Here is a 24,713-nt window from a genome sequence, read left to right as displayed (position 1 = left end):
TGCAGGAGCCCGCAGGCTCGTATGCCTGTATAAAGGCGCGCCGTCGCGATGGACGGCGCGCGGCAAGTCCAAGCCGATATCAGGCAGGGGTCATCAGCGCCGGCAGCAGCGCGCCGGACACATGCTGCACCACGTTGACGCCCTTGGCATGCACGATAGGTTGCGCATACTGAATCAGCGGCAGCACATAGGCCTGCTCGGCGATATACTTGTCGACAGCCTTCCAGCCGGCGATGCGCTTGGCCTCGTCCTTCTCGCCCCAGAGCGGATTGATCATGTCGATCAGGTCCTGGCTGTCCCACACCGAATGCGGGCTCGGCCCATACATGGCAAAACCAGTCGACGTTGTCGGATCGCCGATGGCGTTGCCCCAATTGTAGAAGGCGGCCGGCGCCAGCTTGTCGGCGGCGCGCAGTTCATAGTGCTTGGCGATCTCGTAGACCTCGATCGTCGCCTCGATGCCGACCTTGCGCCACATGCCGACGATTGCCTGGATCATCTCATAATCCTTGGGCTTGAAGCCCTTGGTCGTCTGGATGGTGAACTTGACCGGTTTTTCCGGCGAATAGCCGGAAGCCGCGAGCAGCTCCTTGGCCTTTTCAGGATTGTGCTCGACCTTGATCGAGGCGTCGAAGGCCGTGTACTCCGGGGTCTCCAGCGTAGCGATCGGTTGGCCATAGCCGCGCAGCAGCCGCTTGACCAGAAGCTCCTTGTCCACAGCCATGACGGCGGCCTGGCGGACGTTCTTGTCCAGCATCGCTTCGATGTCGTTGAAGAAGATCATGCCGATGTCGGAAACGGGCTTGCACGAGCCGGCAAGCCCGTCCTTGGCGATCAGCCGGTCATACTCTTCATAGGGGACCTCCAGCGTCACCTGCGAGGAACCGGATTCGATTTCGGCAACGCGGCTCGCAGCATCAGTGACGAACTTGATCGTCACATTCTCGAAGGCCGGCTTGTCGCCCCAATAGTGCGGGTTGGCCTTCAGTCGGAGGAAAGCATTTCGCTCGAATTTTTCCACCATGTAAGGGCCGGTGCCGATCGGCGCCTTCTCGAAACCTTCGGCGCCGACCTTCTCATAATAGGCCTTCGGCAGGATGTAGCCGGTCAGGAACGACATCCATTTAAAGTAGACCGGATCGAACTGCACGACGTCGCCGGTGATCTTGTTGCCGTCGATCTTGAAATTGTTGACGTTCTTCCAGACGAACTGGATCGGATTGCCGGTCTTTTCGTCGCCCGCCCGCTGCAGCGACCAGACCACGTCCTCGGGCGTGAAGGGCGAGCCGTCATGCCAGGTCACGCCTTCGCGCACCGTCATCGTCACCTTGGTGCGATCCTCGTTCCAGCCCCATTCGGTGAGCAGGCCAGGCGCAAAGGACAGGTCCGGCTTTTGCGGAATGAACTGGTCGAACACTGACTGGTAGAGGCCCTGGATCGTCGGGTTGACGGCCGAGGGTCCGGTGGTCGGATCCCAGGACGGCAGGTTGACGTTATAGGCGATGGTCAGTTCGCCCGCTGCCTTGGCGATCTGCGGCAGGCCGATTGCGGCCGCACCAAGTGCCGCGGCACTGTATCCCAGCAATTCGCGTCTGTTGATTGTCATGGTCGTTCCCCTTGTTGTTTGTTGTCTTTGCGCGGCACTACCAGTTCATAGCTTCAGGCTTCGTGGGCAGCAGCGCCTTGCCTCTCGTCGCCCTCCTGAAATCCTCCGAGCTACCTCCCGCCAAGCTGTTGCGCGAGCATGTAGCCCGAGGCCGCGCCGGTGCCGGCGCCCGGCCATGTCGCGGCGCCCGTGAGGTGCAGATTGGCGACCGGCGTGTTCCAGCCGGCATAGCCGCGCGCCGGGCGAAACAAGAAGTTCTGCGCCAGATGATGGCTGCCGCAGACCTGGTCGCCACCGACGAGATTGGGGTTCTCACGCTCGAGGTCGATTGGCGAGAACACTGCACGGCCGAGGATTTTCGGGCGCAGTCCGGGTGCGTATATCTCGATGATGTCGAGCACGCGCTCGGCGTAGGCATCCTTGACCTGATCCCAATGCGCGTGAGCGATCCTGCCTGCCGCATCGCCCAGGATTTCGGCAGGCAGCATGCGCACTTGCACCCACAGCACATGTTTGCCCTGAGGCGCGCGCGACGGATCGATCGCGGTCGGCTGGCCGACGACCAGCACCGGTTCGTCCGGCAGCATGCCCGCCATCGCCTGCTGATAGGTGCGCGACATCGCGTCGAGCGACGGCGACAGATGCACATAAGCGAACTGCCGAAGCTCCGCGCCGGCGCGCCAATCGGGCAGGTCGTCGAGCGCCAGATGGATCATCATCGTGCCCGGCGCGTGCCGGAACTTCTGCATAGCCGTGTCGAAGCCGGTGTCGCCGGAACCGTTGGGCAGCAACTTGCCGGTCAGCGCCCTGGGCGCGACGCCGGCAATGACCGCCTTGGTTACCGTATGCGTCTCACCGGACGCAAGCCGCACGCCGGTCGCCTTGCCGGCGGAAACGGTGATTTCGGCAACCTCTGTCCCTGTGACGATCTTTCCGCCCGCCGAGGTGACCATACCTGCCAGCGCCCGGACGATCGTGTCGGCGCCGCCCTTGCCTAGCACCATGCCAAAGGTCTGGTTGGCCATGGATTCCAGATAGGGGAACACGGCGCCGCCGGCGATGTCGGGTGCAAAGTCGAGATGCATGCCCCAGGTGGCAAGCGTTGCCCGCACATGCGCGGACTCGAAGGTTTCCTCCAGCCAGGCGCGCGGCGATGACAGCAAAAGCCGAGCGGTGTCGAATGCGCCTGACATGCCCTTCTTGCGCCACAGGTTCCAGGCGGTGCCGGCAAGCGCGCGGGCACTCATCGGCGAGCCCAGCAGCCGGAACAGATGCTCGGCCTCTGCCGGGAAGGCAGCGACCAGTCTGCGCCATGTCGCGGCATCGGCAGCGGAGAATGCGGCCATGCGGCTGGCGGTCTTTTCCAGGTCGTTGCTGACGCCGAACCAGCGTCCGTCCGGGAAGGCGCTGGCGAAACAGTCGGCGACCGGCGCGAATTCCAGACCCTGCGTTTTCAATTCATCTGCATATTTCCGGTGAAAGGCAGAGCCGGCAAACAGGCTCAGATTCATCGCGCCGAAATCGTGGCGGAAGCCTGGAAGGGTGAATTCGTGGGTCTGGACGGCGCCGCCGATTGCTGCACTGCGCTCGAAGGTCCCGGTTTTCCAGCCTTTGAGCGCCAGATGCGCGGCGCACGCCAGACTGTTGTGGCCCGCCCCGACAAAGATGGCGTCGAACTCGCTCACGCCCCGTTCCCATTTCCTTTATGCTTAAAGATAATTGCAGATGCATATGTTTTCGTCTAGTAGGATATTAAGGGCCGAGACGAGCCTTGATCTTCACCAGAAAGAGGGAACTTCAGACCATGGACACGCAAAAACTCCTCGGCGAAGTCGCCGGCCAGCTGCTTTCAGGCGCCATCAGGGTGGTCGACCTCTCTGCGCAACTCGGACCCGACACACCTCTTATCAAGCTGCCGCCGGAGCTTGCCGTCGACACGCCAAAGGTCGAGATCCATAACATCTCCCGTTATGACAAGAACGGCCCGTGGTGGGCATGGAACTGGCTGAAGCTTGGGGAGCATTCGGGCACGCATTTCGATGCGCCGCAGCATTGGATCAGCGGCAAGGATTATCCGGACGGCGCCACCGACACCATTCCGGCGCAGAACTTCGTCGGCCCGGTCAATGTCATCGACTGCTCGAAGGAAGCCGCCGCCGATCACGATTTCCTGCTCACCGTCGACCACATCAAGGCGTGGGAAGCCAAGCATGGCGCCATCAACGCCGGCGAGTGGGTGGTGATGCGCACCGACTGGTACAAACGCAACGGTTCGGAAGCCGAATTCCTCAACGCCAACGAAACCGGCCCGCATACGCCAGGTCCCACAGCCGAAGCCATCCAGTTCCTGATCAGCAAGGATATCAAGGGCTGGGGCTCCGAGACCATCGGTACCGATGCCGGCAAGGCCGGCGGCATGGAGCCGCCATTTCCGGCCCACACGCTGATGCACAAGGCCAACCGCTATGGCCTCGCCAGCCTCTGCAATCTCGACCAGTTGCCTCCGAAGGGCGCCATCCTGATTGCCGCACCGCTTAAGATCGAACATGGCACCGGCAGCCCTATCCGCGCGCTGGCGCTTGTATCCAACGGCTAGGTGAGAGCACGCCACGGTGAGCCAGCCGGATCACATCATCGTTGGCAGCGGCATCAACGCGCTGGTCTGCGCGGCGATGCTCGGCGGCAAGGGCGCGAAGGTGCTCATCCTCGAACGCAACGACCGCATCGGCGGTTGCATGCGTACCGAGGAGATCACCGCAACCGGCTTCATCCATGACGTGATGGCAACCACCTTCGTGCTGTTCATCACCTCGCCGGCCTTTGCGGCATTGGGCAGCGATCTCGCGCGGCACGGGCTGGAGTTCTGTCACACCGGCACGCCAACCGGCGTGCTGCGGCCGGACGGCAGCCATGCCGTGCTCACCACCGACCGCGCCGCCAACGTCGCTGCAATCAATGCGATCGCCCCCGGCGATGGCGACCGGCACGCCGACGATGTCGGCAGCATCGAGCGCAATGCCGGCCTGCTGTTCGGCCTGCTCGGCGGCAGCCTGTGGTCTTATCCGACAGCCAAGCTGTTGGCCGGCGATGCCTGGCGGCGTAGCCCGCGTGGCCTTGCCGCTTTTCTGGGTGAGGCACTGGTGCCGGCGCGCAGCTGGTTGGAAAGCACCTATCAGTCCGAGATAATCCGCGCGCTGTGGGCGCCCTGGGTGCTGCATGCCGGGCTTGGACCGGAAGATGCTTTCTCAGGGCAGATCGCCAAGGTCATTGCCTTCGCGCTGGAAGCGGCCGGCGCGCCGATCGTCAAGGGCGGGGTGAAGAACCTGCTCGCCGCCTTCGAAGCCTTGATCCGTGAACGCGGCGGCGAAATCCGCACCGGCGCCGATGTCGCCTCGATCGTCCAGAGCGGTGGCCGCGCGACCGGCGTGCGGCTGGCATCCGGCGAAACGATTACAGCAAACAAGAGCGTCATCTGCTCGGTCACGCCGACGCAGCTTTACGGCCGGCTGCTCGGCGCGGATGCTCCCAAAGCCGAGGTCGAGGCGACACAGAAATATCGCTACGGCAAAGGCAATTTCCAGATCCACTATGCGCTGGCCAAGCCGCCGGCATGGCGCGGCGAAGGCCTCGACAAGGTGGCGCTGCTGCACCTGACGCCGGGGCTCGATGGCGTCTCGAAAGCCTGCAACGAGGCGGCGCGCGGGATGCTGCCGGAAGTGCCGACCATCTGCGTCGGCCAGCCGCATGCGCTCGATCCATCGCGCTGCCCGGAAGGCAAGGCGATCCTGTGGCTGCAACTGCCCGAGGCGCCCAGGCACATCAAGGGCGACGCCGCAGGCACGCTGCATGCACCGGCTGGCGGCCGCTGGACCGACGCGCTGCGCGAGGCCTATGCCGACCGCGCGGAGGCGATCCTCGCCAGCCACATCGACGGCTTCAAGGATAGCGTCATTGCGCGCCGCGCCTATTCGCCGGCCGATCTCGAAGCGATGAACATCAACCTGGTCGGCGGCGACCCCTATGGCGGCTCGTCGACTATCGACCAGTCGTTCCTCTGGCGGCCGTTCAAGACCAGCCGCAACCATCAGACCCGCATCAAGAACCTCTACCATATCGGCGCCTCGACCCATCCAGGCGCGGGCCTCGGTGGCGGTTCCGGCTTTCTCCTGGCGGGGAGGCTGTGATGGAGCAGAAGGTTCTGGAAAAGCGCCAGCGCATCTCGACCCTCGGCCAGATCGGTCTGCAGCAATTCGCGCCCTATCTGATGAACCGCATCATGGGGCGCTACAACGCCACCTTGCGCGACGATTTCCGCAAGCAGGGCCTGACCATTCCGCAGGTCCGCACGCTGGCCGTGCTGTCGGTCACCGACGGCGTCACCGTCAACGACCTCTCGGTGTACACCGTCATCGAGCAGTCGACCTTGAGCCGCACGCTCGACACGCTCGAGGGGCAAGGCTTCGTGCGGCGCGAGCAAGGCGTCACAGACAGCCGCATCCGCCATGTGTTCCTGACCGACGAAGGCCGCGCCGAGTTCGCGCGCGCCTGGCCGGCAATGCATGACGCGTTCGAGGCGATGTTCGACGATGTCGACGACGCCGAATACGCGGCGCTGATCGCCACATTGCAGAAGATGCTGAAGAACATTCGCAAGCACGAGATCTAGACGTACGCGCCGGCCGCTTCGGCCCGGCAACGGAAGGTTGGAAAAATGGCCGAACGGTCTTTTGCCAAGGAAGTCGAAAAACTCCGGCTCGGCGCCGGCGAGGAATTTGCCGGCGAAGGCATCCTCGCCATCACCAAGGCGCTGCTGCAATGCGGCGTCGGCTACGTCGGCGGCTACCAGGGCGCGCCGATCAGTCATCTGATGGATGTGCTGGCGGACGCGCAGGACATTCTGGGCGAGCTCGGCGTGCATTTCGAGGCGAGCGCCTCGGAAGCCACCGCCACCGCCATGCTGGCTGCCTCGGTGCATTATCCCATTCGCGGTGCAGCGACCTTCAAGTCGACTGTCGGCACCAATGTCGCTTCCGACGCGCTCGCCAATCTCGCCTCCGGCGGCGTCACCGGCGGCGCGCTGATCATCGTCGGCGAGGATTATGGCGAGGGCTCCTCGATCATGCAGGAGCGCAGCCATGCCTTCGCCATGAAAAGCCAGGTCTGGCTGCTCGACCCGCGCCCGAACCTGCCTTCGATCGTCAAGGCGGTGGAGGATGGTTTCGAGCTGTCCGAAGCGTCCAATACGCCGGTGATGCTGCAGGTGCGCATCCGCTGCTGCCACGTCCACGGCCACTTCATAGCCAAGGACAACAAGCGCCCGCCGATGACGGTGGCCGATGCGCTCGACGCGCCGCGCCGCGACACCGGCCGCATCGTGCTGCCACCCGCCTCCTTCCTGCACGAGAAGGAGAAGGTGCAAAAACGCTGGCCGGCGGCGGTGGATTTCATCGCGAGGAACAAGATCAACGAGTTCTTCGGTTCGGACCATGGCTCGGTCGGCATCGTCATGCAGGGCGGCATGTACAATTCGGTCATCCGCGCCTTGCAGCGGCTCGGCCTTGCCGACACCTATGGCGAGACGGATGTGCCGCTCTACGTGCTCAACGCCGTCTATCCCCTGATCGACGACGAGTTCCTCACCTTCTGCGAAGGCAAGCAGGCGGTGCTCGTCGTCGAGGAAGGCCAGCCCAACTACATCGAGCAAGCCTTTGCCGCCATGCTGCACAAGGCTGGGCGCGGCACCAGGCTGGTCGGCAAGGAATATCTGCCGATGGCCGGCGAGTACACCGGCCAGGTCATGCTCGACGGCATCGGCGCCTTCCTGCGCGCCGAGGCCTCGCATCTCTTGCCGGGCGAGGTGCGCGCGCCCAACAAGGTCGGCGACGGCGTCGACACCGCCGACCTGATCAATGTCGTGCCGGGCCGTCCGCCGGGCTTCTGCATCGGTTGCCCGGAGCGGCCGATCTTTGCCGCGACCAAGCTGGTCGAGCAGGAACTCGGCAAGCACCACATCGCCTCCGACATCGGCTGCCATTTGTTCTCGATCATGCCGCCCTTCGATGTTGGCGCCACCACCATGGGCTACGGGCTCGGGCCGGCCTCGGCTTCAGCCTTCAATTCGCCCGACGCCAAACGCCGGTCGATCTCGTTCGTCGGCGATGGCGGCTTCTGGCACAACGGCCTGACCTCCTCGATCGGCAACGCGGTCTTCAACAAGAACGACGGCGTCATCGTCATCGTCGACAATTTTTACTCCGCCGCCACCGGTGGGCAGGACATCCTGTCGTCGCGTGCGGGCAACAAGACCAAGTCGACCAAGCATCCGATCACCGAAGCGGTGAAGGGCATGGGCGTCAAATGGCTGCGCCACATCGACCGCACCTACGATGTCGGCAAGATGCAGGACACGCTGCGCGAGGCGCTGACGACGGAGGAAAAGGGACCAAAGGTCATCGTCGCCTCGTCCGAATGCATGCTCAACCGCCAGCGTCGCGAAAAGCCGCTGGTCGACAAGGCGATCAAGGGCGGGACCCGTGTCGTCAAGCCGAAATTCGGGGTCGACGAGGACATCTGCACCGGCGACCACGCCTGCATGCGGCTGTCCGGCTGCCCGTCGCTGTCGGTGAAATCGCTCGACGATCCGTTGCGTGACGATCCGGTGGCATCGATCGACCAGAGCTGCGTCGGCTGCGGCAATTGCGGCGAGGTGGCGGACGCCGCCGTGCTGTGCCCATCCTTCTACCGCGCCGATGTCGTGCACAATCCGGGCCGCTGGGACCGTTTCCTGGAAAGCGCTCGCCGCGCCGTGATCGGCCTGATGCAGCGCCGCCGGGAGAGCCGCAGGTTGACGTTCGCCGATGCTTGACCAGGCTTCGCCCTTGCGTCCGAAATCCGGTGCCGCCGATACCGAGCCGGTGATCAAGCTCGCTTTGCTCGCGGTCGGCGGCCAGGGCGGCGGTGTGCTCGCCGACTGGATCACCGATGTCGCCGAGCGCAATGGTTACGTCGCGCAATCGACCTCCGTCGCCGGCGTCGCCCAGCGCACCGGCGCTACGATCTATTACGTCGAGATGGCCCGCGACACCGGCCGGCTGCCGGTCTTTGCCCTGTCGCCTTCGCAAGGCGATGTCGACATATTGATCGCCGCCGAGCTGATGGAAGCCGGCCGCGCCATCATCAGGGGCTTCGTCACGCCCGATCGCACCACGCTCATTGCTTCTTCGCATCGCATTGCCGCGGTGTCGGAAAAGATCGAGCCGGGTGACGGCCGGGCCTCGTCTTCCAAGGTACACGCGACGGCGGAAGCTGCATCGAAACGCTTCATCGCCTTCGACATGGAAAAGATCGCCGCCGACAATGGCTCGATGATTTCCGCCAGCCTGCTTGGCGCGCTGGCCGGCTCCGACGCATTGCCGTTCACGCGTGAAAGCTATGAGCAAGCGATCGGCGCCGGCGGCCGAGGCGCGAAAGCCAGCCTCGCTGCCTTCGCGGTCGCCTACGACCGCGCGCGCGGTACGATGGTCCCCGCGCCAGAGCCGGCAGAACCGGCCACGGTCGACCCCGCTCCGGGTGCAGGGCGCGTGAGCGGTCCGCAGAACCTGCTGCAGGGTTGGCAGGCGCTGGCCGCCCGCATCGACCTGATGCCCGCGGCGGTGCGCGACATGGCGCTTCGAGGCCTGAGAAAGGTCGTCGACTACCAGGACATCGCCTATGGCCGCGGCTATCTCGACCGGTTGGACAAGGCCGTTGCGCTTGATGATCCCGGCCATGCCCATGCATTGTCCATCGTTGCCGCCAAGCATCTGGCCAACGCGCTGTGCTATGACGACATGATCCGCGTCGCCGATCTCAAGACACGTTCGACGCGTGACCGGCGGGTGCGCAAGGAGGTGGGCGTCAAGAACGGCTCCATCCTGCAGGTGACCGAGTATTTCCATCCGCGCATCGAGGAGTTCTGCGGCACTTTGCCGGCGGGGTTGGGCAGCTACATCGAGAACCGACCGAAACTTGCAGACTTTCTCGACCGGCGCATCAATCATGGCCGGCGCATCCGCACCGACAGCTTTGCCGGCTTTGCGGTCCTCTGGTTCATCGGCGGCCTGCGCCGCTGGCGGCGGCGCCTGTTGCGCCACAAGGTCGAGACGGCGCATCTGGAGCGCTGGTATGCGCTGGCGCTCAACCACGCGCCTCAGGACTACGCGCTCGCCGTCGAAATCTTGAACTGCCGCCGGCTGATCAAGGGCTACAGCGACACCCACCTCCGCGCCCAGTCCAAATTCGATCGCGTGCTGTCGGCGCTCGATCTGGTCAAGGGCCGCGATGACGCTGCCGACTGGATCAGGCGGTTGCGCGAAGCTGCGCTGAAAGACGAGAAAGGCGACATGCTCGATGGCGCGCTGAAGACGGTGGCATCGTTGTCTGATCATGGTGTGGGAAGAGGTCGAGCTTAGGCTGGTACCTCTACGCTACTGCCGCCGTTTCCCTACTCCCACTGGATTCGCGGATTGAACACGCCGCTTCAAGCGATCGCAGCTCGGCTTCCACACGGGATTGCGGGAAGCGTTGCCGGCGGACCTGCCGGGCGTCAGTCGCGCGATATGGACAGCCCCGAGAGAAGCGGAGCGTACGCGGCGAGCCTGCGGGATACGAACTCCGTGAAGAGCCGCACCCGCTTCGTCTTGCGTGTCTCGCCTTGCGTGAGAAGCCACAGTGTCCCATGCATGGGCACGTCGATTCCCGGCACCCTCACCAGCAGGGGGTCGGCATCTCCAACGAAGCACGGCAGTTTCGTTATCCCAATCCCTTGGTGCGCCGCGATGATCTGCGTCTCGGCGTCAGGTGTCCTGAACGGTACTCCCGTGACGGGAACTTCTCCCTCGCGCGCCCAGTCCGGAATTCCATGATTGTCTATGCCTATCCACCGGATAGGATCAGGCGTGCCCGCACGCCACGCGGCTAGTCGATCGCGAGACATGTAGACGCCGCTGAACAGCTCCGGTCCCTTCAGGCCGTGAAGATTGAGCGGCAGGGTCTTGCGGTCGGCGACAATGCGGATCGCGACGTCGGCCTCTCGGTTGGTCAGATTGGCCAGCTCACCGGACGACAAGATTTCCATCTCGATGTCGCGATGCAAACGCGCGAAGTCGGCGAGATCCGGCATGAGCAGGTGTGTGGCGAGGAACGGTGGAAGCGTCACCCGCAAAAGTCCGCGCGCGCTCTGGTCACGACCGAAGACGCGCGTCTCCAGCTGGTGCGACGACGCTTCCATCTGGGTCGCGAGATCGAGGACCTCTTCGCCCGCAGCCGTCAGGCGGTAGCCGGAAGGCAGCTTTTCGAACATCTGCGCCCCGAGGCGTTCCTCGAGCTGAGCGATGCGTCGCAGCACGGTCGAGTGGTTCACACCGAGGCGCGCGGCGGCGGCACGCACCGAGCCTCCGCGCGCGGCGGCAAGAAAGTAGCGAACGTCATCCCAGTCGATCATGGTGCATTCCTGCGCAGCGCAGTGCGGCTTGCAAAGCCCATACTAACACGATCAGCCGTAGTTCGTGTGGCCTTCAATCATCTAGCTGGATCGTTTTCGCACCAGCGATGTGCGCGATTGCGCACTCACCGCCCGACTTCGGCGAACCCATCTTGAGGCTCTCGCGGGGCTTTCCCGTGCAGCCAAAGACACGAGACGGCGAAACGAAGGATGCATGGCATGAACAGACTGAATGGAAAGACCGCTGTGATAACCGGCGGCGCTACGGGCATCGGCCGCGCCGCAGCCAAGCGCTTTATCGAGGAGGGCGCCTTCGTCTTCATCTTTGGCCGCCGGCAGGAAGCGCTCGACGCAGCCGTGGCCGACCTTGGGCCTGGTGCCCGCGCCGTTAAGGGCTCGGTCTCGGATGAGGCCGACCTCGACCGACTCTACGCTGCGGTGAAGGCCGAGCGCGGAAGCCTCGATATCGTCTTCGCCAATGCCGGGGCGGGAAGCCCGCTTCCGCTCGGCCAGATCACCGCCAGGCACATTGACGAAACCTTCGACACCAATGTGAAGGGTACGATCTTCACGGTCCAGAAGGCGCTGCCGCTGATGAGCCAGGGCGGTTCGATCATCCTGACCGGGTCGAGCGCCGGCACCACGGGCGCTCCGGGGTTCACTGCCTATAGCGCGAGCAAGGCGGCAGTGCGCAACCTGGCGCGGACCTGGGCGGAAGACCTGAAGGGCACCGGCATCCGCGTAAACGTGCTGTCGCCCGGAGCGACGGCGACCGAACTCGCGAAGGAGGCGTTAGGCGAGGAAGGCCAGAAGGCCTACGGCGCGATGACCCCGCTCCAGCGCATGGCCGATCCGGCGGAGATCGGCGCCGCGGCCGCCTTCCTCGCGTCGCCGGACAGCAGCTTCATGACCGCCAGCGAGGTCGCCGTCGACGGGGGCCTGGCTCAACTCTGACCCCAGCGCGGTCCGTACCTGGCCCGCGCGCAACGAAAGACAAAGAATTATGAAAAAACTCGAAGGCAAGATCGCAGTCATCACGGGCGGAAGCAGCGGGATCGGGTTGGCCACAGCCAAGCGCTTCGTAGAAGAAGGAGCGCACGTCGTGACCGGGCGAAGAGAGAAGGAGCTGAAGGAGGCCGCAGCCTTCATCATGAAAAACGTTACCACGGTCGTGGGTGACGTGTCGCTCCTGGAAGATCTGGATCGCCTCTATGCCGTCGTGAAGGAGAAACATGGTCATATCGACATTCTCTTCGCCAACGCCGGCGCGGGGACGATCGCACCGCTCGCCGTCGCTACCGAGGCACATTTTGATCAGACCTTCGATGTGAACGTGAAGGGTCTGTTCTTTACCGTGCAGAAGGCCCTTCCCCTGTTCAAAGACGGCGGTTCGATCATCCTGAATTCTTCAGTGTCGAACGTGTTGGGGCTTCCAGGGTTTAGTACCTACGCCGCGAGCAAGGCGGCTGTACGCAACTTCGCGCGCGCTTGGACACTGGAATTCAAAGACCGCAAAATCCGCGTCAATGCAATGAGTCCGGGACCAATCGAGACGCCGGCCTTGGAGACAACGACTGGCCTTACTCCTGAGCAAGCCGAGCAAGCGGCCGCCCAGTTTGCGTCACAGATCCCAATGGGTCGCAGGGGCAAACCAGAGGAAATCGCTGCTGCCGTCGCGTTCCTCGCCTCCGATGAAAGTTCTTTCGTCACCGGCGTGGATCTCGCCGTCGATGGGGGCATGGCGCAAGTCTGACCCCGGCATTAGCACCAGATCGGAGAAGTACTATGAACTATGCAATCGTAGGATTCGGCAATATCGGACGGGCCCTTGCCAAGGCGTTTGCCCGAAACGGCATCGAAGTTTCCGTTGCAACCACACGCGACCCGGAAAGCTTTGCCGCCGATGCGGCCGCGATCGGACCCACCATCATCCCCAAAAAACTGGCGGAAGCCATCAAGGCGGACATCATCTTTTTGGCTGTCCGCTTCGAGGCGCACCCGAATGTTGCGAAGGCGCTCCCCACCTGGCAGGGGAAGACGATCATCGATGTGACCAATGCCTATGGCGTGCCCCCTGAGGAACTGGGAGGACAACCTTCTTCCAAGTTCATCGCGCAGGCCTTCTCTGGCGCAAAACTGGTCAAGGGCTTCAACCATCTGGTCGCCCCGGTGCTTGATCAGGATCCGGCCGTACATGGTGGCCGGAGGGTCGTGTTCTTGGCAAGCGACGATGATGCTGCCGCAACACAGACTGGGGAGCTTGCGGAAAATCTCGGTTTCGCGCCGATTAAGCTTGGCGGGGTGTCGGAAGGTGGCCTGCTGGTCCAGGCGCGCGGAAACAGCTGGGGTCATCTGATCTTTGAGGACCTGGTCAAGTTCGACTGACGAGCACGACGTCCCCACCCGCAAAGAGACGACGCACGCGATCGGAGCTCGGATCGGATCAAGCGCGATCCGATCCGAGCAAAATAGAGAAATCACTATGAGCACCGAGAAGAATATCCACTCCTAAGGAGATTTCGATGTACGACCAATCCAAGGTATCCGAGTTAAGCCGGTTCGCACGAATCGAGGCGGGCTCCACCGTGATCGACGTCTACCCTGGCGACGGAGACTGGACGCGCCTCTTCTCCGACATCGTCGGATCAGAGGGGCGGGTCTACAGCTTCGTGCCGGCCGAAGTCGCCCACTTCAAGAACGATCCGGTCGGCCTCATGCGGACGCTCGCGAAGGAGCCGGGCCGAGAGAACGTCGAAGCCGCCTCGGCGGATCTCGTCGCGATGCCGGAGGTCACGCCGCCAGCGGATGTCCTATGGCTGCACCTGTTTTACCACGATCTTCACACCGCCCTGGTCCAGAAGAAGGGTGCGACGGCGGCCGACTTCAATCGAGCTGTCTACAAGCGGCTGAAACCCGGTGGGTCCTACGTCATCGTCGACCACGCCGCCGCCGCTGGGTCGGGCACGAGCGACACCCGGTCGCTGCATCGGATCGACCCTGCATTCGTCGACGAGGAGGTGGAGGCGGCCGGCTTCGTACTGGACGCGGAAAGCACCGTGCTGGTGAATAAGGATGACCCGCACTCGACCAAGGTGTTCGATCCCGCGATCAAGGGCGAGACCGATCGCTTCGCGTTCCGGTTCGTGAAACCCTGACAGCTCCCGGGCGCCGACTTCATGTCGACCGCCCCATTGAGTCCACCAACTCGGGTTCGGACCCGTCAAGCTGGGAAAGGTCAACGAGGATGGCGCGCTGTGCACGCACGCGATGCGGCAGCGCCTTGAAGGCGTCCGAGGTGATGATGGCCACAGGTTCTGGAGCACACCTGCCGCAGGTTCCTGATCTGAACCTGATGAAATGACGGAAGTCGCCGCGCCGTTTAGGGAGCCGGCGCATCCCCTCAGGATGCGCCGGGACAAACGGTTCAAGAATGGTGGATTTCCGTTCCCAGCACCTTCAGGCATTCACGGATGAATGCCGCAAGCGCGGTCCAGCCTTTGGCTGAAACCATGGTCCCATCGACATAGGCGTCGGTGGGAGACAAATCGATATAAGTGCCGCCGGCAAGCGTCACCTCCGGCTCGCAAGCGGCGAGCGCCGCCACCTTCTTGCCGCGCACGACGCCGTCCACCGCGATCAGAATCTGGACGCCATGGCAGATCGTGAAGATCGGCTTTTTTGCCTCGTGGAAATGGCGCACCATCGCTTGTATCCGCTTGTCGGTGCGGATGTATTCGGGGCCACGACCGCCGGCGCAATAGACAGCGTCGTACTGGCTCAGCTGCCTCTCGGCGTCGGCGAAGGTCTTGTTGATCAGCGCATTGTGGCCGGGCTTTTCGGTATAGGTCTGATCGCCCTCGAAATCGTGCAGCGACGTCTTGATCATGTCTCCGGCGCTTTTGTCGGGGCACACGACATGAACGGTGTGTCCCACCGCTTCCATCGCCTGCTGATAGACGAAGATTTCATACTCCTCGGTGAAATCACCGGTCAGCATCAGGATTTTTTTGGCTGGCATGTCTTTTCCTCTCGGCTTGTTTCAGGGGGAGGTGCACTGCGCGCCTCCTTCCCGGTATCGAAATCGGCTCAGAACGGGGAGTAGAATTCGTAGGCGGCAGGCTGGGCGAACAGCGGCGCGCCGCGCTTGAGGGTGCCTCGGGCAAGCAGCATCGCCAGGCTACTCGAACGCAGGCAGGAGCCTGTCCCGCGAATTTTCGATGTGCGCACGCATGCCTTTTTCGGCGGCGTCCGGATCGCCCGCGGCAAAGGCAGCGAGAATAGCCTCGTGCTCGTCGAGCGCCTCTTCGGTCACCCTGGAGTGATACATCAGCCGGAAGATATGGAAGTGGGTATGCTGGTGATTCAGTGTCTCGCGAATGAGTTCGTTTTGGGCGAACTCGACGATCTTGTCGTGGAAGATCGCATCCTGACGGGCGAAGTTCGAATAGCGCAGGCGTTCGTCTTTCCCCACCCGCCGAGCCATGACGCCGGCCGCCTCCTGCAGCGCGGCAAGGCGCTCGCCGTCCATTGTTGCGGTGGCTTTGGCCGCGGCGGCAGGTTCAAGCAATAGACGCAGCTCGTAAAGCTCGTCGAAGCGCCGGCGGGTGATTTGCGGGGCGGCGCGATAGCCGATCAGATGGGTTTTCAGAACCAGCCCTTCCCCCTCCAGCCTGCCAAGCGCTTCACGAATGGGGGTATGCGAGACGTTGAATTCCTTGACGAGATTGTCGACGGTGATGCGCGATCCCGGAGCAATCCTCAAGGACATGAGCTGCGCGAAGATTGCTTCGTAAACGTCGCCGGCCAGACTGTTGGCGCGCTGGATACGACCCCTGGCACGGGCTTCATTGTCAACCGTCAGGTCCGTGTTCTGCATCGTTTGCCTCTTGACAGAACCACCCACTAACACGATGCTCCGCGAAACTCAATCCTATATCCTATACGATTTTATTAGAGGGCATCGCATGATCATGACCTGCAGCGCCGAGGTCGGCCTCTGGCACGAAGCCAAGCCTGTCGGCTTCCAACCCGTCTTCGCAGGATCTTGTACATGAGCTTGTTTGCAGCGGCGCGCCTGCCGAGCGAGATTCTGTTCGGCAAAGGCCAGCGCCATGTCCTGCCTGCCATCGCCGCCAAATATGGGCGCCGCGCGTTCGTCTGTACCGATGAGCGCTTCGCGGCGACGTCGCAGTTCGCCGAGATTCTCGCTGGCTTGCACGACGCGGCGATCGAGACGTTGGTCTTCGACCGAACGCTGCCGGATGTGCCGCGCGACAGCGTCGCCGCCTGCATTGCGCAAGCGAAAGATTTCAAGCCGGACATGGTGATCGGCATCGGGGGCGGCAGTTGCCTCGATATGGCCAAATGCGCTGCACTTCTGCTCAGCCACGGCGGCAAGCTCGAGGACTATTATGGCGAGTTCAAGGTACCCGGCCCTACCCTTCCGGTGATCGCAGTGCCGACGACGGCTGGAACAGGCTCCGAGGTGACCCCCGTCGCCGTGATCTCCGACCCGGATCGGACGCTGAAAGTGGGTATCGCCAGTCCGCATCTCATCGCAGCAGTGGCGCTTTGCGATCCGGATATGACGGTGACCTGTCCACCATCCTTGACGGCGATCGCCGGCGCCGACGCGCTGACGCACGCAATCGAGGCCTTCACAGCGGCCAAACGCGGCGCCGACCCTCATTTGCCGCAACAGCACGTGTTCATCGGCAAGAGCGCTCTGACCGATCATTTCGCGCTTCTGGCCATCAGGCTGCTCGGCCGCAGTCTGGAAAAGGCATATCGCGACGGATCGGACGAGGATGCGCGCGCCGACGTCATGATGGGAGCGCTGGCCGCCGGTTGCGCCTTCGGTACGGCGGGAACGGCCGCCGCCCATGCGGTGCAGTATCCCGTTGGCGCGCTTACCCACACCCCGCATGGCCTGGGAGTGGCCACGATGCTGCCCTATGTGATGACCTACAACCTGGCCGCCGCAGCCGCGGAGATTGCCGAAGTCGGCGCTGCTCTTGGCCTCTCCCATCAGGGCGGCGGCGACGCCGATGCCTTGGCGCACGCCACCATCCGTGAGGTGAGCCGGCTGTTTGGCGCCATCGGCATCACACCGACATTGGCCGAACTGGGTCTTCCCGAAGACAAGATCGACTGGACGGCCGAGCAGGCGCTCGGCATCGACCGATTGATCAAGAACAATCCGCGTCCGTTCGACCGCGCCGCGATGCGACAGCTGGTCAGGGCTGCCTATGACGGCGACATGTCCGCCACCATGATGTGATCGACCAGGAGTTCATCCAATGAACATTGCCGCAGGCATATCCGACGAGGATCAAGATATGTTCGACTACGCCACGGTCTCGCACGGTCTCTACATTGGCGGACGCTGGCGGCCCTCATCGGAGGGCCGCGTGATCGAAGTGGTCGATCCCTCGACCGAAGCCGTGATCGCTGCGGTTCCCGACGCCACGCTCGCAGACGCCGCCGCCGCCGTCGACGCTGCCGCGAAGGCGGCGGCCGGCTGGCGCGAGACCCCGCCACGCAGGCGATCGGAAATACTGCGGCGCTGCTTCGAACTGATGACCGAACGGATGGAGACGTTGGCCGCGCTGATCTCGCTGGAGAACGGCAAGGCGCTGCGCGATGCGCGCGGCGAAGTCGCTTATGCGGCGGAATTCTTTCGCTGGAACGCCGAGGAAGCGGTCCGCATCAACGGCGAGTTCGGCCTTGCACCCTCGGGCGCGAACCGGATCATTGTCGACTACCAGCCCATCGGCATTTGCGTGCTCATCACGCCATGGAATTTCCCAGCCGCCATGGCGACACGTAAAATCGCTCCGGCGCTGGCGGCCGGCTGTACGGTGATCCTGAAGCCCGCCAGCGAGACACCGCTGACGGCCTATGCGCTTGCGGCGCTCTACGAGGAAGCCGGCGTGCCGCCCGGCGTCGTCAACGTCCTGACGACCTCGACCCCCGGACCGGTGACGGCGGCCATGCTGGCCGATCCGCGCGTGCGAAAGCTGTCCTTCACCGGCTCGACCGGCGTCGGGCGCGTGCTGCTGGCCGAAGCCGCGAAACACGTCATCTCCTGTTCCATGGAGCTTGGCGGCAACGCACCCTTCATCGTCTTCGACGACGCCGACCTGGAAGCCGCCCTCGACGGTGCGATGGTTGCCAAGATGCGCAACGCCGGCGAAGCCTGCACGGCCGCCAACCGGCTTTACGTCCAGGCCGGCATCCATGATGCTTTCGCGGAAGGCTTGAGCAAACGCATGGCGGCACTCAACGTGGGCCCGGGCACAGACTCAGACACAGAATGCGGGCCGATGATCACCAGGAAGGCTGTGCACAAGATCGACCGGCTTGTGCAGGACGCCGTTGCCCGCGGCGCCAAAATCCTGTGTGGTGGCGGCGTATCTGAAGGCAGAGGCTTTTTCTATCCGCCAACGGTGCTCAAGGACGTGCCGGCCGACGTTGCCATGGCTCACGAGGAGATCTTCGGTCCCGTGGCGCCGATCAGTCGCTTCGAAAGCGAGGCGGATGTCATCTCCAAAGCCAATGACACCGAATACGGTCTCGCTGCCTACATCTATACGCGCGACCTGGGCCGGGGGATGCGCGTGGCATCGAAGATCGAGTCCGGCATGATCGCGCTCAACCGCGGCCTGATGTCGGATCCGGCGGCGCCTTTCGGAGGTGTCAAGCAGAGCGGGCTAGGCCGCGAAGGCGGTCAGAAGCACGGCGTTGCCGAGTTCATGGAGGCCAAGTACATCGCCGTGACCCTGTGAGCGGACATCACGCCAAAGATCCGTTTCGCATTCGCGATCATGTGGTCGAGTTCGATGACATCGTCGCCGAGATCGTTCGCAGAAGCGAGGAGACCAGGGCGAACGTTCCCATGGTCGCCGATGTCGCCTACGGGGCTGACGCCACCGAAACCGTGGATCTGTTCTTTCCCGAGGGCAAACAGGACCGCCTGCCGGTGCACATGTTCATCCACGGGGGCTATTGGCGCATGTTCTCCAAGCGCGACTATTCCTACGTCGCCCAGACCGTTACGAACGCAGGTGCGATCGCGGTCATTGTCGACTACGCGCTGATGCCGACCGTCAGGATGGCCAGGATCGTCGACCAGGTGCGCCGCGCCAAGCGATGGGTATTTGACAATGTCGTACACCATGGCGGCGATCCCGACCTGCTGACCGTTAGCGGTCATTCCGCCGGCGCGCATCTGGCAACAATGCTTTTCGACGGGGACAAGCGGCCTTCCGGCATCAAAGCTGCGCTGCTGCTTGGCGGCCTTTACGACCTGAAGCCACTGCAGATGTCGTTCCTTGCCGCGGAGATCGCGATCACCGACGAGGAGGCCCGCCGATTCTCGCCCATCAATCACAGTTTCGATCCATCCGTGGACGTAGATATCTTGGTCGGCGCCGATGAAACGCCGCCGTTCCACAGCCAGGCCGCACTCTTCACGGACCACCTTGACAAGCAGGGACTGACTGTTTCGCGCACCACCCTTGGTGGGGCCAATCACATGAGCAGCGTCCGTGACCTTGGCTTGGCTGGTACCGAGGCCGCGTCACTGCTGGCCCGCGTCGTGGCCGCCTGAGACTTCCGCCAGAAGCGCTGCTGGACGCGACCGTTCTGCAAAGTAGCGTCGCAGCATCGGGTACCGACGGCGGTGGCGAATCTCCCGCCACCGGTCCCCATACCGTAAGCCCGCCGTCGATGTCGACGTCGACGTGGTTCATGCTTTCCAGCGTGATTGAGCTTGATAACCGATGTCGGCGATCGCCGTCATGCCGGCAGCGCAGTTGAGTTCCCAAAGCCAACCGGCCAAAGATGCCCCTCAGGGGAGAGCGGGCCGGCGTTCCGTAACCTCGCCTTCAGAATATGATAGCCCGCGGCACCCGGAGAAGGGAATCTGCGCTCTCAAACCAGCATCGACTGCTGGGCGAAGATGCCCGCCGTCGCGCCGTGCGATATTGCCAGGGTGACCGATGGCGGCGTGAGGGGGTTGGCGAGGTCGCCCGCGGCGTAGATGCCGGGCATGCTGGTTTCGCGGCGCTCGTCGACCTTGAGGATTACGCCGAGGGGCGTATCGACCGTGGCGAGGCCCAGTGATTCATGCAGGCCTGCGGATGGCTTGTTGCGCGGATGCGCGAACAGGATGTCGACCGCGACATTGGGGCCGGTATCGAGCTTGACGGTGGCGTTATGCCCCCCGTGATGGGCGATCTCGATGATCCGGCCGTCGACGACAGGTATGTTGCGGCGCGCCAGACCGGCCCGGATATCGGGCGGAATGTCGTGACCATCGGCAAAGACCGTCAACCTGTCGGTCCAATCGTGGAACAGCCTGACCTGATTCATCGACTGTGGGCCGGACCAGACGAGGCCCCAATGCTGGCCGGCGACTTCAAAGCCGTCGCAATAGGGGCAGGGCACGATGGACGTGCCCCAGCTTTCGGCAAAGCCCGGAACATCAGGCATCTGGTCGACGACGCCATAGCTCAGGATCAGCCGGCGCGCGCCCAGGCTTCCGCCATCGCCAGTGAGCACGGAGAAATCGTCGATGGCCCCGGACAGGCTGTCGGCCCGGGCATTGACCAGCTTGATCGTGGGATAGCGCGCCAGCTGCCGCCGCGCCTCGGCCAGGATGTCCAGCGGCGGCTTGTGATCGTGGCCGAGCAGGCCATGCGAGTGGCCGGCGAAGCGGTTGCGCGGCAGGCCGGTATCAAGAACGGTGACCTTGCGGCGGGCACGGCCGAGTTGCAGGGCGCCGGCGAGACCGGCAAAGCTGCCGCCGATGATAATGACGTCATCCATGATGGGCTCCGTGTTGTGGATGAGGGGCCGGTTGGACCGGGTTGAAACCTACCCATCGGCTTGCGCATTTCAGAAACTACATGGTATCGTAATCCGAGAATTAGGATACTGTCAAGGACTGGAATTGTCGTGACCGAAAATAGCCAGGGCCGGCGCGGCCGGCCCGCCAACGAGGCGCTTGGCCAAACGATACTCGACGCTGCGTCCGAACTCTTTGTCGAATTGGGGTTTCAAGCGACGACATTGGACAAGGTCGCCCAGCGGGCGAAGATATCCAAGCTCAGCATCTATCGGCACTTCGAGAACAAGGAGGCGCTGTTCAGCGCGGCCATCGCGTCCGGCTGCCATCAATTGTTTGCACCACAGGCCCTTCTTGAAGGCATCGACGGTTCGGTCGAGGATCATCTCATGGCGGTGGGATCATCCCTGCTTCGCACGCTGTTGAGATCAGATGTCCGCAGTGTCGAAGCCATGGTAATGGCCGACCAGACGAATCCAAGGTCCTTAAGCAAGCTCCATTACGAAGCCGGCCCCGCCCATGTCATCGCCCAAATCGAGGCCCTGTTGCGTCAGTTGCACGCGAAGGCGGTTCTGAACGTGCCCGATCCTCTCCGGTCCGCCCGCTTGTTTGCCGCGCTTTTCAAGGGATCCGATCTCCTGATTATCGCACGCTTCGATCAGGCGAGAGCAGCGGACGACAACGAAGTCGAATCCTATTGCCGGTCGGCCGTCGCCATGTTCATGGCTGCGCACGGCTAGCAGTCTGCCCTGCCGCTAATCATTGTATTTCTGCGAAATACTCCGCTAGAGCCGCCGTCGCGATGGCGCCCATCCACCTCGTGTCGATCGCGTCGGGTCGGGCTGCGCGCCCGCCGGTGAGCGGCATCTCCGACCTGCTCCGGTCACACAGCGCTGACCCTTGAGCGCCTCGGCCGACCTGTGAGGGCGAGGAAGAGAATGCCGGTTATGGCCGCGAGAATCGAGCAGATGAGGTGTCGATCTCCGCGAAGGGACACCTGCGGACGGACCTTCTTTGGTACACTTGAGTACGTCCATTCGTGGCTCGGGCTCCAGCGGTTCGTGCCCCGACGCGCCCGCGAAGGCCGCTGGTGCCCGCGACAGATCCTTCCAAGGTGCGGGTCTGGAATGGCCCAAAAATTCTCTCGAGCTCCCGGAACATCGGTCCGCCCCTGTGGTTCGACAAGCAGCGGCACAGTCGATCCAACCAGGCATCGGCCCGCTTAGGACAGGCGCGAGGTCCCTACCCACAGATCTTGCGAAAATAGGAGCAAGCTATGCGAGCGTTGGTCTGGCACGGCAAGGAAGACATACGCTGCGATCAGGTTTCGGACCCGGAAATTGAGGATGAACGTGACGCGATCATCAAGGTGACGAGTTGTGCCATATGCGGCTCCGACCTTCACCTCTACCACAACTATGTGCCAGCCATGCTGCCCGGCGACATCATGGGCCACGAGATGATGGGAGAGGTCGTTGAGGTCGGCAAGGGCGTCAACGGCGCTCTGAAGAAGGGAGACCGCATCGTCGTGCCGTTCACCATAATCTGCGGTGAGTGCGACCAGTGCAAGCGACAGAACTTTTCGGTTTGCGAACGCACAAACCGCAAGAAGAATCTCGGTGACAAGGTGTTCGGGCACACCACCGCGGGTCTGTTCGGCTACACTCATTTGACCGGCGGCTATCCTGGGGGACAGGCGGAATACATGCGTGTGCCGTTCGCCGATGCCACGCACGTAAAGGTGCCTGACAGCCTTACCGACGAGCAGGTTCTCTTCCTCGGCGATATTTTTCCTACCGGATGGCAGGCGGCGGCACAGTGCGACATTGAGCCCACCGATACGGTTGCGGTGTGGGGCTGTGGCCCAGTCGGGCAGATGGCCATACGCAGCGCCCTGCTGCTCGGCGCGAAACAGGTGGTGGCGATCGATTGCCTGCCGGAGCGGCTTTCCATGGCCGCGGCCGGCGGCGCCATCGCCATCAATTTCGCCGAGGAAAGTGTCGTCGAACGACTGCGGGAACTCACCGGCGGAAAGGGCCCGGAGAAGTGCATCGATTGCGTCGGCATGGAAAGCCACGTCTCGCTGGCCCAGCCCGATACCGTCTACGATCGCGCAAAGCAGTTGATGCTGATGGAAAATGATCGACCGCACGTTTTGCGTGAGATGATCTATGTCTGCCGGCCGGCCGGCGTGATCTCGATCCCCGGCGTCTACAGCGGGCTGGTCGACAAGATACCGATGGGACAGGCAATGAACAAGGGGCTCACCTTCCGAATGGGGCAGACCCATGTCAACCGTTGGACCGAGGATCTGTTGCGCCGCATCGAAGATGGCCAGATCGACCCATCCTTCGTCATCACCCATACCGTGGGGCTCGAGCAGGGACCCGAGATGTACAAGGTGTTTCGCGACAAGCAGGACAGCTGCATCAAGGTTGTACTGAAACCGTAGGGAAATCGTCATGAACGTGATTGCCAAACTTACCAACATCACCCGATCGCCTGGCGATCCCAAAGTGCTGAAGACTGGGCAGAGTGCGGTCGCGGCCTCCGATGGCCTTGCCCGCAAGCTCGGCTGGTTCAGCATCGCGCTTGGCGTCGCCGAGCTGGTTGGCGCCGAGCGGATTGCCGGCGCGCTCGGCATGCGCGGCAAGGAAGATCTGATCCGCGCTTATGGGGCGCGGGAAATAAGCAGCGGCATACTCTCGCTTTCAGTGGACAAGCAAGCGGGGCTGTGGAGCCGGGTGGCCGGCGACGGCCTGGATATCGCGACATTGCTGACAGCGTATCGGCCTGGCAACCCAAAGCGCGATAATGTGGGCCTTGCGCTTGCGATGGTCGCCGGCATCACATTGCTCGACATCATCGGTGCGAAAAGCGTGACCGCGCGCCACTCTCGGAGGGGGACCAAGCCACGCGACTACAGCGATCGAAGCGGCTTTCCCGGAGGCACTGCCGCAGCCCGCGACCGTGCCCGCTCGCAGCGCAGCCAGAAGGCCGGCGCAGCCTGATAGAGATTGCGGAACCCTGGCGGCATGCGACCTGGACAGGTGGCATCTCGTCAGGCCCTAACGCCAGAGGTGGTTGCTTTCGGCGAGCCGAGTTTGCTGGAACAGAGTGGACCGTCGCGCGGCCGTTCTCGCCGTCTCCTGGGTCACCGCCGCGCATGGGTTGTGTGGCCGGTGCGTTAAAGGCACGAAGCAAGCAGCGATCCGACCGGCGTCGAGCCTTCCATGTCTCTTGCCTTGGCAAGGTTCCGGCGATCCTCAAGCCGAGCCGCGTTCGGGAAGCTCGGTCTCTTCCGCCACCCCTTTCCGCAGGTCTCGGCGCAAGCGTTCCGCTTCGTCGGAATTATTATCGTCGTCTGTCCGCTCGAGTTCGCGATCGATTGTCTCGCGCGACCCCTCTGCCGGATCCTGTTGCGGAGATGTGTTCGGGCCGGTTTCGATCTTGCCGTCGCCGGGAACGGTGCGGTCGCGAGACTTCGTCATCTTCAGCTTCCCTTTCATCTGTCATCTGCCTCGGCATCTCCGATGGCATGAATTTTGGCCGCTTCCCTGCCGAACCGGATCGTCGACGCTTTGTTCCGGGAAAGCCCCCGCAGGTTCGTGCTGGTCGGCCCCGGGGCATTGGTCGATGCCCTTGCCGGGAAGCATCCTATGCCAACGAGGTCGGCGGCAGCCTCAATCGATGTCGTTATCAACATGTGGGCTGTGAAGGCGTTTTCGGCCCGGACACGCGAGCACGCCAGGCTCGCGGCGAGTTTTCGAACCGAA

At 63.1% G+C, this 24,713-nt stretch carries 22 protein-coding genes; 15 read left to right on the top strand and 7 right to left on the bottom strand.

Translation table 11 applies throughout. From position 1 onward, the window contains the following. Positions 1–79 precede the first annotated feature (79 nt). Both NKI31_RS25050 and NKI31_RS25045 read right to left on the bottom strand, forming a co-directional pair. Complete coding sequence (locus tag NKI31_RS25050) at positions 80–1,606, bottom strand: ABC transporter substrate-binding protein (RefSeq protein ID WP_023667795.1); 1,527 nt, start codon at positions 1,604–1,606, stop codon at positions 80–82. Between the two features lie 110 nt (positions 1,607–1,716). Next, positions 1,717–3,291: a phytoene desaturase family protein gene (locus tag NKI31_RS25045; protein ID WP_352652822.1), complete on the bottom strand. Its 1,575-nt coding sequence runs from the start codon at positions 3,289–3,291 to the stop codon at positions 1,717–1,719. 119 nt (positions 3,292–3,410) lie between these two features. On the opposite strand from NKI31_RS25045, the gene NKI31_RS25040 reads away from it, so the two are divergent. Genes NKI31_RS25040 through NKI31_RS25020 form a run of 5 tightly spaced genes read left to right on the top strand, consistent with a single transcriptional unit; the run spans position 3,411 to position 10,056 of the window. Beyond that, entirely contained in the window at positions 3,411–4,202 is a 792-nt protein-coding gene (locus tag NKI31_RS25040; RefSeq protein WP_023695181.1) for a cyclase family protein, read from the top strand. Between the two features lie 16 nt (positions 4,203–4,218). Then, positions 4,219–5,790 carry a phytoene desaturase family protein gene (locus NKI31_RS25035; protein WP_352652821.1) on the top strand — a complete coding sequence of 524 codons (1,572 nt, stop codon included), beginning with the start codon at positions 4,219–4,221 and terminating at the stop codon, positions 5,788–5,790. Continuing rightward, entirely contained in the window at positions 5,790–6,272 is a 483-nt protein-coding gene (locus NKI31_RS25030; protein WP_352652820.1) for a MarR family winged helix-turn-helix transcriptional regulator, read from the top strand. Before NKI31_RS25035 ends, NKI31_RS25030 begins: the two co-directional genes overlap by 1 nt. 45 nt (positions 6,273–6,317) lie before the next feature. Continuing rightward, entirely contained in the window at positions 6,318–8,471 is a 2,154-nt protein-coding gene (locus NKI31_RS25025) for a thiamine pyrophosphate-dependent enzyme (RefSeq protein WP_352652819.1), read from the top strand. Next, positions 8,464–10,056 (top strand): indolepyruvate oxidoreductase subunit beta family protein, encoded by a 1,593-nt coding sequence (locus NKI31_RS25020; protein ID WP_352652818.1) that lies wholly within the window; start codon positions 8,464–8,466, stop codon positions 10,054–10,056. Before NKI31_RS25025 ends, NKI31_RS25020 begins: the two co-directional genes overlap by 8 nt. Before the next feature lie 134 nt (positions 10,057–10,190). Here NKI31_RS25020 and NKI31_RS25015 read toward each other — a convergent pair whose 3' ends face one another. After that, positions 10,191–11,087 carry a LysR family transcriptional regulator gene (locus NKI31_RS25015; RefSeq protein ID WP_352652817.1) on the bottom strand — a complete coding sequence of 299 codons (897 nt, stop codon included), beginning with the start codon at positions 11,085–11,087 and terminating at the stop codon, positions 10,191–10,193. Positions 11,088–11,306: 219 nt separating this feature from the next. Here NKI31_RS25015 and NKI31_RS25010 point away from each other — a divergent pair, with 219 nt between their 5' ends. The 4 genes from NKI31_RS25010 (at position 11,307) to NKI31_RS24995 (ending at position 14,242) form a co-directional block, all read left to right on the top strand. Next, positions 11,307–12,041 carry an SDR family NAD(P)-dependent oxidoreductase gene (locus tag NKI31_RS25010; RefSeq protein ID WP_023740542.1) on the top strand — a complete coding sequence of 245 codons (735 nt, stop codon included), beginning with the start codon at positions 11,307–11,309 and terminating at the stop codon, positions 12,039–12,041. Positions 12,042–12,090: 49 nt separating this feature from the next. Then, entirely contained in the window at positions 12,091–12,840 is a 750-nt protein-coding gene (locus NKI31_RS25005) for an SDR family NAD(P)-dependent oxidoreductase (RefSeq protein ID WP_352652814.1), read from the top strand. A 32-nt stretch (positions 12,841–12,872) separates the two neighbouring features. Beyond that, positions 12,873–13,472: an NADPH-dependent F420 reductase gene (locus NKI31_RS25000; protein ID WP_352652813.1), complete on the top strand. Its 600-nt coding sequence runs from the start codon at positions 12,873–12,875 to the stop codon at positions 13,470–13,472. 137 nt (positions 13,473–13,609) lie between these two features. Beyond that, positions 13,610–14,242, top strand: coding sequence for a class I SAM-dependent methyltransferase (locus tag NKI31_RS24995; protein WP_352652812.1), 633 nt, complete (start codon positions 13,610–13,612; stop codon positions 14,240–14,242). Between the two features lie 269 nt (positions 14,243–14,511). Here the strand turns inward: NKI31_RS24995 and NKI31_RS24990 are convergent, their stop codons facing one another. Both NKI31_RS24990 and NKI31_RS24985 read right to left on the bottom strand, forming a co-directional pair. Next, positions 14,512–15,105: a DJ-1/PfpI family protein gene (locus NKI31_RS24990; protein ID WP_023686902.1), complete on the bottom strand. Its 594-nt coding sequence runs from the start codon at positions 15,103–15,105 to the stop codon at positions 14,512–14,514. 159 nt (positions 15,106–15,264) lie between these two features. Next, on the bottom strand, positions 15,265–15,963 hold the full coding sequence (locus NKI31_RS24985) for a GntR family transcriptional regulator (RefSeq protein WP_023753943.1): 699 nt from the start codon (positions 15,961–15,963) through the stop codon (positions 15,265–15,267). A gap of 174 nt (positions 15,964–16,137) precedes the next feature. On the opposite strand from NKI31_RS24985, the gene NKI31_RS24980 reads away from it, so the two are divergent. From NKI31_RS24980 to NKI31_RS24970, 3 genes are read left to right on the top strand one after another with little or no spacing between them, the layout of a single operon-like run. Beyond that, positions 16,138–17,367, top strand: a complete 1,230-nt coding sequence (locus NKI31_RS24980; RefSeq protein WP_352652811.1) for an iron-containing alcohol dehydrogenase — start codon at positions 16,138–16,140, stop codon at positions 17,365–17,367. Positions 17,368–17,425: 58 nt separating this feature from the next. Beyond that, a complete protein-coding gene (locus tag NKI31_RS24975) occupies positions 17,426–18,874 on the top strand; it encodes an NAD-dependent succinate-semialdehyde dehydrogenase (protein ID WP_352652848.1) in 1,449 nt (482 codons plus the stop codon). Further along, complete coding sequence (locus NKI31_RS24970) at positions 18,871–19,698, top strand: alpha/beta hydrolase (protein WP_352535607.1); 828 nt, start codon at positions 18,871–18,873, stop codon at positions 19,696–19,698. Before NKI31_RS24975 ends, NKI31_RS24970 begins: the two co-directional genes overlap by 4 nt. Positions 19,699–20,021: 323 nt before the next feature. Here the strand turns inward: NKI31_RS24970 and NKI31_RS24965 are convergent, their stop codons facing one another. Beyond that, positions 20,022–20,918, bottom strand: a complete 897-nt coding sequence (locus NKI31_RS24965) for an NAD(P)/FAD-dependent oxidoreductase (protein ID WP_023738324.1) — start codon at positions 20,916–20,918, stop codon at positions 20,022–20,024. A 129-nt stretch (positions 20,919–21,047) separates the two neighbouring features. On the opposite strand from NKI31_RS24965, the gene NKI31_RS24960 reads away from it, so the two are divergent. From NKI31_RS24960 to NKI31_RS24950, 3 genes are all read left to right on the top strand, one after another. After that, on the top strand, positions 21,048–21,677 hold the full coding sequence (locus NKI31_RS24960) for a TetR/AcrR family transcriptional regulator (RefSeq protein ID WP_352652810.1): 630 nt from the start codon (positions 21,048–21,050) through the stop codon (positions 21,675–21,677). 536 nt (positions 21,678–22,213) lie between these two features. Beyond that, entirely contained in the window at positions 22,214–23,389 is a 1,176-nt protein-coding gene (locus tag NKI31_RS24955) for a zinc-dependent alcohol dehydrogenase (RefSeq protein WP_352538445.1), read from the top strand. A gap of 10 nt (positions 23,390–23,399) precedes the next feature. Beyond that, positions 23,400–23,948 (top strand): hypothetical protein, encoded by a 549-nt coding sequence (locus NKI31_RS24950; RefSeq protein ID WP_352652809.1) that lies wholly within the window; start codon positions 23,400–23,402, stop codon positions 23,946–23,948. A gap of 255 nt (positions 23,949–24,203) precedes the next feature. On the opposite strand, the gene NKI31_RS24945 is transcribed toward NKI31_RS24950, so the two are convergent. Then, entirely contained in the window at positions 24,204–24,428 is a 225-nt protein-coding gene (locus NKI31_RS24945; protein WP_155922421.1) for a hypothetical protein, read from the bottom strand. Positions 24,429–24,713: the final 285 nt, after the last annotated feature.

The organism is Mesorhizobium sp. M0659, assembly GCF_040320605.1.
Classification (GTDB): Bacteria; Pseudomonadota; Alphaproteobacteria; order Rhizobiales; family Rhizobiaceae; genus Mesorhizobium.
The sequence above is the reverse complement of the archived record's forward strand: the minus strand, read 5'-3'. Positions and strand labels throughout refer to the sequence as shown.

What these genes read in the sequence shown, in the direction of transcription:
- NKI31_RS25050 (WP_023667795.1), bottom strand. Translation starts at nt 1,606, where the DNA reads ATGACAATCAACAGACGCGAATTGCTGGGATACAGTGCCGCGGCACTT.
- NKI31_RS24985 (WP_023753943.1), bottom strand. Translation starts at nt 15,963, where the DNA reads ATGCAGAACACGGACCTGACGGTTGACAATGAAGCCCGTGCCAGGGGT.
- NKI31_RS24955 (WP_352538445.1), top strand. Translation starts at nt 22,214, where the DNA reads ATGCGAGCGTTGGTCTGGCACGGCAAGGAAGACATACGCTGCGATCAG.
- NKI31_RS25020 (WP_352652818.1), top strand. Translation starts at nt 8,464, where the DNA reads ATGCTTGACCAGGCTTCGCCCTTGCGTCCGAAATCCGGTGCCGCCGAT.
- NKI31_RS25030 (WP_352652820.1), top strand. Translation starts at nt 5,790, where the DNA reads ATGGAGCAGAAGGTTCTGGAAAAGCGCCAGCGCATCTCGACCCTCGGC.
- NKI31_RS25010 (WP_023740542.1), top strand. Translation starts at nt 11,307, where the DNA reads ATGAACAGACTGAATGGAAAGACCGCTGTGATAACCGGCGGCGCTACG.
- NKI31_RS24990 (WP_023686902.1), bottom strand. Translation starts at nt 15,105, where the DNA reads ATGCCAGCCAAAAAAATCCTGATGCTGACCGGTGATTTCACCGAGGAG.
- NKI31_RS24975 (WP_352652848.1), top strand. Translation starts at nt 17,426, where the DNA reads ATGTTCGACTACGCCACGGTCTCGCACGGTCTCTACATTGGCGGACGC.
- NKI31_RS25025 (WP_352652819.1), top strand. Translation starts at nt 6,318, where the DNA reads ATGGCCGAACGGTCTTTTGCCAAGGAAGTCGAAAAACTCCGGCTCGGC.
- NKI31_RS24980 (WP_352652811.1), top strand. Translation starts at nt 16,138, where the DNA reads ATGAGCTTGTTTGCAGCGGCGCGCCTGCCGAGCGAGATTCTGTTCGGC.
- NKI31_RS24995 (WP_352652812.1), top strand. Translation starts at nt 13,610, where the DNA reads ATGTACGACCAATCCAAGGTATCCGAGTTAAGCCGGTTCGCACGAATC.
- NKI31_RS24945 (WP_155922421.1), bottom strand. Translation starts at nt 24,428, where the DNA reads ATGACGAAGTCTCGCGACCGCACCGTTCCCGGCGACGGCAAGATCGAA.
- NKI31_RS25040 (WP_023695181.1), top strand. Translation starts at nt 3,411, where the DNA reads ATGGACACGCAAAAACTCCTCGGCGAAGTCGCCGGCCAGCTGCTTTCA.
- NKI31_RS24950 (WP_352652809.1), top strand. Translation starts at nt 23,400, where the DNA reads ATGAACGTGATTGCCAAACTTACCAACATCACCCGATCGCCTGGCGAT.
- NKI31_RS24965 (WP_023738324.1), bottom strand. Translation starts at nt 20,918, where the DNA reads ATGGATGACGTCATTATCATCGGCGGCAGCTTTGCCGGTCTCGCCGGC.
- NKI31_RS25005 (WP_352652814.1), top strand. Translation starts at nt 12,091, where the DNA reads ATGAAAAAACTCGAAGGCAAGATCGCAGTCATCACGGGCGGAAGCAGC.
- NKI31_RS25015 (WP_352652817.1), bottom strand. Translation starts at nt 11,087, where the DNA reads ATGATCGACTGGGATGACGTTCGCTACTTTCTTGCCGCCGCGCGCGGA.
- NKI31_RS25000 (WP_352652813.1), top strand. Translation starts at nt 12,873, where the DNA reads ATGAACTATGCAATCGTAGGATTCGGCAATATCGGACGGGCCCTTGCC.